General features: G+C 42.8%; 7 protein-coding genes. 5 read left to right on the plus strand and 2 right to left on the minus strand.

Translation table 11 applies throughout. From position 1 onward, the window contains the following. Nucleotides 1-176 precede the first annotated feature (176 nt). Together IQ246_RS28435 and psbV are read left to right on the plus strand one after the other, a co-directional pair. Nucleotides 177-392 carry a hypothetical protein gene (locus IQ246_RS28435; protein ID WP_194006635.1) on the plus strand — a complete coding sequence of 72 codons (216 nt, stop codon included), beginning with the start codon at nt 177-179 and terminating at the stop codon, nt 390-392. 132 nt (nt 393-524) lie between these two features. After that, on the plus strand, nt 525-1,016 hold the full coding sequence (gene psbV, locus IQ246_RS28440; RefSeq protein ID WP_194006636.1) for a photosystem II cytochrome c-550: 492 nt from the start codon (nt 525-527) through the stop codon (nt 1,014-1,016). Nucleotides 1,017-1,097: 81 nt separating this feature from the next. On the opposite strand, the gene IQ246_RS31095 is transcribed toward psbV, so the two are convergent. Then, entirely contained in the window at nt 1,098-1,229 is a 132-nt protein-coding gene (locus tag IQ246_RS31095; RefSeq protein ID WP_255515668.1) for a hypothetical protein, read from the minus strand. Nucleotides 1,230-1,588: 359 nt separating this feature from the next. On the opposite strand from IQ246_RS31095, the gene petE reads away from it, so the two are divergent. Then, on the plus strand, nt 1,589-2,008 hold the full coding sequence (gene petE, locus IQ246_RS28445; RefSeq protein ID WP_194006637.1) for a plastocyanin: 420 nt from the start codon (nt 1,589-1,591) through the stop codon (nt 2,006-2,008). Between the two features lie 456 nt (nt 2,009-2,464). Next, entirely contained in the window at nt 2,465-2,809 is a 345-nt protein-coding gene (gene petJ / locus IQ246_RS28450) for a cytochrome c6 PetJ (protein ID WP_194006638.1), read from the plus strand. A gap of 172 nt (nt 2,810-2,981) precedes the next feature. Here the strand turns inward: petJ and IQ246_RS28455 are convergent, their stop codons facing one another. Next, nucleotides 2,982-4,505 carry a hypothetical protein gene (locus IQ246_RS28455; RefSeq protein ID WP_194006639.1) on the minus strand — a complete coding sequence of 508 codons (1,524 nt, stop codon included), beginning with the start codon at nt 4,503-4,505 and terminating at the stop codon, nt 2,982-2,984. Between the two features lie 654 nt (nt 4,506-5,159). Between IQ246_RS28455 and IQ246_RS28460 the strand changes: the two genes are divergently transcribed. After that, nucleotides 5,160-5,855 (plus strand): triacylglycerol lipase, encoded by a 696-nt coding sequence (locus IQ246_RS28460; protein ID WP_194006640.1) that lies wholly within the window; start codon nt 5,160-5,162, stop codon nt 5,853-5,855. Nucleotides 5,856-5,978 lie beyond the last annotated feature (123 nt).

Here is a 5,978-nt window from a genome sequence, read left to right on the forward strand (position 1 = left end):
GGGCATTGGGCATGGGGGATGGGGGATGGGAAATCATGATTGTTCGTTTGCTTCCCCTGAACCCTCATCTCCCCTTCCCCCTGATCCCCAAACCGTATTTTGGGCAACAAATTGCACTCTTAACGTGATATTGGTATTACAGCGACTCAATCTCTACCTGTCAGTTAACAAACATTATGGGTTTTGCAGACCTATCGATCGCAGAGATAGCAGCAGACTACAGTATTCCTGTGGAAAAAATGTTTTCTCTGTGCGACCAACTAGGAATTGCCTATAAACACCAGAAGACCCGTTTGGCGTTAGAGGATGCAAAGGCAATCATTTCGCAAATATTGTCTGAAATACACCCAAAAGGTATTAGTGACTCGGTGGGCGATACCGGAGTCACCTGATGGGCTATCTCGGACTTTGGCTAATCGCTAGTGACAAAGAATAATGAGCCATTAGCAATTAGTAATTAGCAGCATGGAGATTGAGAATCGCTTTATTAGCTGTGTTGAGCGTCAAAATCTTTAAGGGGAAACATGTTTAGAAGACTAATTGGCGTTGTTGTGGCTACTGTTTTACTGACGTTTCAGTTGATTGTCGGTAGCGCGACAGCCGTGGAACTGGACGAAGCTATCCGAACAGTGCCATTAAATGCTCAGGGTGATACCGTGGAACTCAGCCTCAAGCAAGTCAAAGAAGGCAAACGCTTATTTAATTACGCTTGCGCCCAATGTCATGCTGGAGGAGTTACCAAGACAAACCAAAACGTAGGACTTACTCCAGAGGACTTGGCGCTTGCAACGCCAAACCGTAATAATGTTGAAGGCTTGGTGGACTACCTGAAAAATCCCACTACTTACGATGGGGAAGAAGAGATTTCTGAAATACATCCTAGTATCAAGAGCGCAGATATTTTCACAGCAATGCGAAATCTGACTGATGATGACTTGGAGGCGATCGCCGGTCATATTCTCTTGCAACCAAAAATTGTTGGTACTAAATGGGGAGGAGGCAAAATATATTACTAAAGCCCTGACTGAGTGCTGAATTATTGGGTATTGGGTATTGGGTACTGGGGATTGGGTACTGGAAAAACTCTTCTCTAGTTCCTAGTCCCCAGTTCCCAGTCCTCCAGAACTTTTGTTAAGACTACTCGTGCAAAGCACCCGCACAATGGCGATCGCATCAATGCTCTTGTGAGCCTTATGCGCCAACCCATGACCTACGATGGTAGTGAACAAACCTATTGTGCTTTCAAATGCCTCGTAGTTTTTTATCGCAACAGCAGGTGGTAAAGTTTAGCTACTTTCATGCTCACAGCAGCACAAAAGGCTCCTGGTTGGGGTACAGAAAATTTTTGAACAGCCAAGGAGTATTTCTCAACAAAAAATAAAATACTTTCTTTTAGTCTTTAACTTTTTTTATAGCCTTTTTGGTGTATTGCAGTGTAATAGTACTTATTACTGATTACATAACTTTTTGCTATTAATTGCTCCCCATTGTTGAAAAAAAAATTGCATCTACGACAGATTGTCATATTTGGTGTTGATTTTATTTAAAATAGAAGAGGGAAAATAAAACTATTTGTTAGGAGAGAGCCATGAAATTGATTGCGGCAAGCTGGCGACGCTTTAGTTTAGCTGTGTTGACAATCCTTTTAGTTGTTAGCAGCTTCGCTGTTTTTACTCCCAGCGCTGCGGCTGAAACATACAAGGTTAAATTGGGTAGTGATAAAGGAATGCTGGCATTTGAACCCGCAAAGTTGACAGTTAAGCCAGGCGACACAATTGAATGGGTGAACAACAAAGTTCCTCCCCATAATGTTGTCTTTGATGCTGCGAAAAATCCTACTAAGAGCGCCGATTTAGCCAAAGGTCTGTCTCATAAGCAATTGCTGATGAGTCCTGGTCAAACCCAAAAGACCACCATCCCAGCAGATGCACCAACTGGTGAATACACTTTCTACTGCGAACCCCACCGTGGTGCTGGTATGGTTGGTAAACTAACTGTCGAAGGTTAGAAACAGCGTTTTTGATATCAGATGATTTTTTTGCTGGTTAGCAAAATGCCATACTCTTAAGGTGGTATACACCATGAATAAAGAGGACTGGATACTGGTTATTAGGGATTGGTTAGTGGAGAAGAAATTTACCCACCAGAAGCTGGGTTTCAACCAAATCTTTCCAGTCCCTGATACCTAACAAACGGCGGTAATGAGTCTTATCTCTGGCTAAGATGCTAAACTCCGGTTGCTGATGGAGGAGATTAACTTGTTACCGTTCATTTGAAACAAATTTACCTAAATTAGAAATTAATCACGTTTATACTCTACAGAAATTGGGGCATCATGCGGTAGAGTACACATAGCGCTTCGCAACTGTAAATAGTAACTAGAGCTTTTAAGGCTTTGAGTAGCCATAGAATAGTTACTGGAGAAGGTTTTTCAGTTGCTAACGCTTGTTATGAGGAGAATTTCTTGAGAATACTTTTATTAATTCTGCTATTAGCGATCGCTCTGTCCAAATTAACATTCATTCGTCCAGCACTAGCTGCTGAAACATCCAACGGTGCCAAAATATTTGATGCTAACTGCGCTTCTTGCCATATAGGTGGTGGTAACATCCTCATCAGCCAGAAAACCTTAAAAAAAGAAGCATTATCAAAGTACCTTGCAAATTATGATAGCGACTCAATCAAGGCAATTATCTACCAAGTGCAGAATGGTAAAAATGCCATGCCTGCCTTCAAAGATAAGTTAAGCGCTCAAGAAATTTTAGAGATAGCTACTTACGTTTCCCAACAAGCAGAGCAAGGCTGGTAAAGTAGCTAAAAGATTCATTAAAAGTCGGTTGGAAACTCCATCAACTTGTGGTTGGCTAAGGATAGCCGCCTGCCGACTTCGGGCATTGGGATTGGGCTGCAAAAATCCTAAGACAGCAGTGACTCCCGCATTACCTATTACCCATGCCCCTTGTGAGCGTGGCTTTTCATTTTTATTGCTCAGATTTTTGTCTGTTTTCCTTTAGTTGACGCAACTTTTCTAATAGCTTTTGATCAGATTCAGCAGAAAGTGCAGGCTGATTGTTATTAACTCTTGGCACAGATAATGGTTTGAGCTTACCTGCCGATGATGGCCCTAACTGGTTGGTTCTATTTCGCAGTTCCAATAGTGGTTTGGGATTAGCTGCTGGTAAGGGCGCTAGCTGGTTAGTTCTATTTCGCAGTTCCGATAATGGTTTGGGATTAGCTACTGGTAAGGGCGCTAGCTGGTTAGTTCTATTTCGCAGTTCCGATAATGGTTTGGGATTAGCTACTGGTAAGGGCGCTAGCTGGTTGGTTCTATTTCGCAGTTCCGATAATGGTTTTGGGGTAGCTTCAGTAGTCCCGGCAGTGTTGCTGTTGTTTTGGAAACTCAGCCTAAACGGGTAAGAACTAGTTTGTTTTTCTCCCTTGGGGGGTTGTGTGTTGAAATATTCCCTTGCTTTTAATTGCAGTTCAGGAGCAATTAACTTATTTTGGAACTTAATATCTAAGACCTTGCCATCAGGATCTACCACTAATACACCTAGGACAGTACCTTGTAGATTCGGTTTATCTGTAGGGATTGTGTCACGGATAACTGCTTTTTCTTCTGCATTAGGGTACTCTTGCCGGACTATTTTTCTCAAGTCTTCATAAGAGTTTACCTGTGCGATCGCTTGTTCGATTGCTTTTGAGGGTAACTCAGGCGTATTAGGCATAGTTCCCGGCTTCAATTGCGGCAAGCTTTGTCCTGCTAAGGCTAAGTTGTCTGCACCTTGTAGAGGTTGTCCAATGGGAGCGACTTGTTGCTGATTTTGAGTAATTTGGGATACATTACCCGACTGCGTAGTTTGCAGGGTGGGATTTCCTTGTGCTGTAGTAGAGGTAGTATCAGAAAGGTTGGGATATCGGGTATTCCGCAAAATCTCGTCAGGTATTTTCTGCGACTGTAATTCTGGTAACTTGTTTACAGTTAGTGGCTTAGATGGTTCGTATTTGATGTCACTGTCACTTAAATGAGGAACTGCTGATGAGGAAAACTTTCCACTGGCATTAAAACCAGCAGTGTTAAATCCCAAATTTGCTCTGGGAATCATCCGCACAGACTGCTTTGTGGGCAATGAAGAGACGCGATAATTGTTAAGTGATTGGGGTAGTGGAGGCAGTGTGAACTGGCTAGAAACAGGGGGTGGCAGTGGAGGCAATACAGTCTGGGCGCTAAAGTTTGGAGGCGAAACTTGCCCTGTTTGGGGAAGTTGCTGTTGTAGAGCCACTTGGGGTGTGTTTGGATTTTGTGGCAGACGGGCTTGGTCGGTTGGGCTTAATTCTAGGAGTCCGACTGTTTTTGCTGCTTCTGTGGGTTTGCTAGAGTCCACGGGCATTAATGGCACAATCAACGCAATAGCACCATGGATGCCAATCGAGGCTATAGCTGCTATCCCAATTGGCTGGCCTAAGATATCTGGTATATTTTTTAGTAGGGAGACGTAAGACATAGCTGTTTTCGTTCACTCGGCTCGGTTGCAGTTGAATAGTGATCTGATCTTTCAGACTATATTGCTGTAGATGCTACCCTTTACAAATAATAACTTCCTATGCTGGCACTCAAAACAGCAAGATGGGCAATTTTTCAAGTCAAATATTTGATTCTTAAATTGTGTAACATCATAATTTAAAATTTCGCTTGTTAATGAGTAGATTTAAAAATTACTAATTTTAATTTTTTCTCTTTAGAAATTCCAGGAAAAACTAATAGATCGGACAGTTGGCAGTTTAAACGATGTCTTAGACAACCCACTTTTCTACGAAACGCTCAGCCTAGCTTCCTTATTTGCAGGAGTACATGTCTACGCATAAGTCCTACTACATACATAACTACATCTACTTAATTACCTTGCGTTTTTGTAGCTAGCCCCACTTCTGTAACAGTTGTCACAATTGAATTGTAGACTAAACTACTTCTGATAATACTACCACATCAGCAGACTCTAAAATTTTTTCTGGCTTTCCTAATTTATTGAGCATTCCAGCAAAAAACGCCATTGATTAAGTATTTGGGTTTTTGTAAAAAAAAATCTCAAATCAGACTTTTCTTCGCAGCACGCGGCTGACTCGACATTTTCGTTACATTGTTGCATCCAGAATCCCAAATGCCATTACCGACAGTTATTTTGCCTGGGTATTTAGAAAGCGCGATCGCTTATCGCCAACTCGAACAATTACTACAACAGTCTGGTTTTCCCGCAGTCATAGTACCACTGCGACGACGTGACTGGCTACCAACTCTCGGCGGCAGACCAGTAACACCGATTTTGTGGAAACTTGATCGCACTGTCAAGCAAATATTGCAGCAATATAACGCTACTGAAATTAACTTGATTGGTCACTCAGCCGGGGGATGGATATCTCGCATCTACATGGGAGAAAAGCCTTATTTGGCACGCGGTGAAGTTAAACCATCTCTGTGGAAAGCACATTCTTTAATTGCCACCCTCGTCACCTTGGGGACACCCCATATTAGCCAAGAACGCTGGACGCGCTGGAATCTGGATTTTGTCACCAATAACTACCCTGGAGCTTTTTACAAAAACGTTCGTTACGTTTGTGTAGCTGGTAAAACTATCTTTGGGCAAAGGCGGCGTGGTAGCTGGTTAGCTTACAGTAGTTACCAATTAACTTGTGGCAAGGGCAACACTTGGGGCGATGGGATCACGCCCATTGAAGCTGCTCACCTAGAGGGAGCAGAAAATCTTGTTATTGAAGGTGTAAGGCATTCTCCCAGAAACCCTGGTATTTGGTATGGCTCACCAGAACCTTTAAAAGCTTGGATAGAGTATTTAGTGTGAACTACCCCAACTTACCGAGTACGGTTGAAGTTGGGGCTTCTGTAATCATAGGGGAGTGCCACTACTATAGACTTTCGCCCAAGAGTAGGACTTACCTCCCCTCCTACAGCAGAGACGGCTGAA

Source organism: aff. Roholtiella sp. LEGE 12411 (assembly GCF_015206995.1).
Taxonomy (GTDB): domain Bacteria; phylum Cyanobacteriota; class Cyanobacteriia; order Cyanobacteriales; family Nostocaceae; genus Komarekiella.

What these genes read in the sequence shown, in the direction of transcription:
- IQ246_RS28435 (WP_194006635.1), top strand. Translation starts at nt 177, where the DNA reads ATGGGTTTTGCAGACCTATCGATCGCAGAGATAGCAGCAGACTACAGT.
- psbV (WP_194006636.1), top strand. Translation starts at nt 525, where the DNA reads ATGTTTAGAAGACTAATTGGCGTTGTTGTGGCTACTGTTTTACTGACG.
- petE (WP_194006637.1), top strand. Translation starts at nt 1,589, where the DNA reads ATGAAATTGATTGCGGCAAGCTGGCGACGCTTTAGTTTAGCTGTGTTG.
- IQ246_RS28455 (WP_194006639.1), bottom strand. Translation starts at nt 4,505, where the DNA reads ATGTCTTACGTCTCCCTACTAAAAAATATACCAGATATCTTAGGCCAG.
- IQ246_RS28460 (WP_194006640.1), top strand. Translation starts at nt 5,160, where the DNA reads ATGCCATTACCGACAGTTATTTTGCCTGGGTATTTAGAAAGCGCGATC.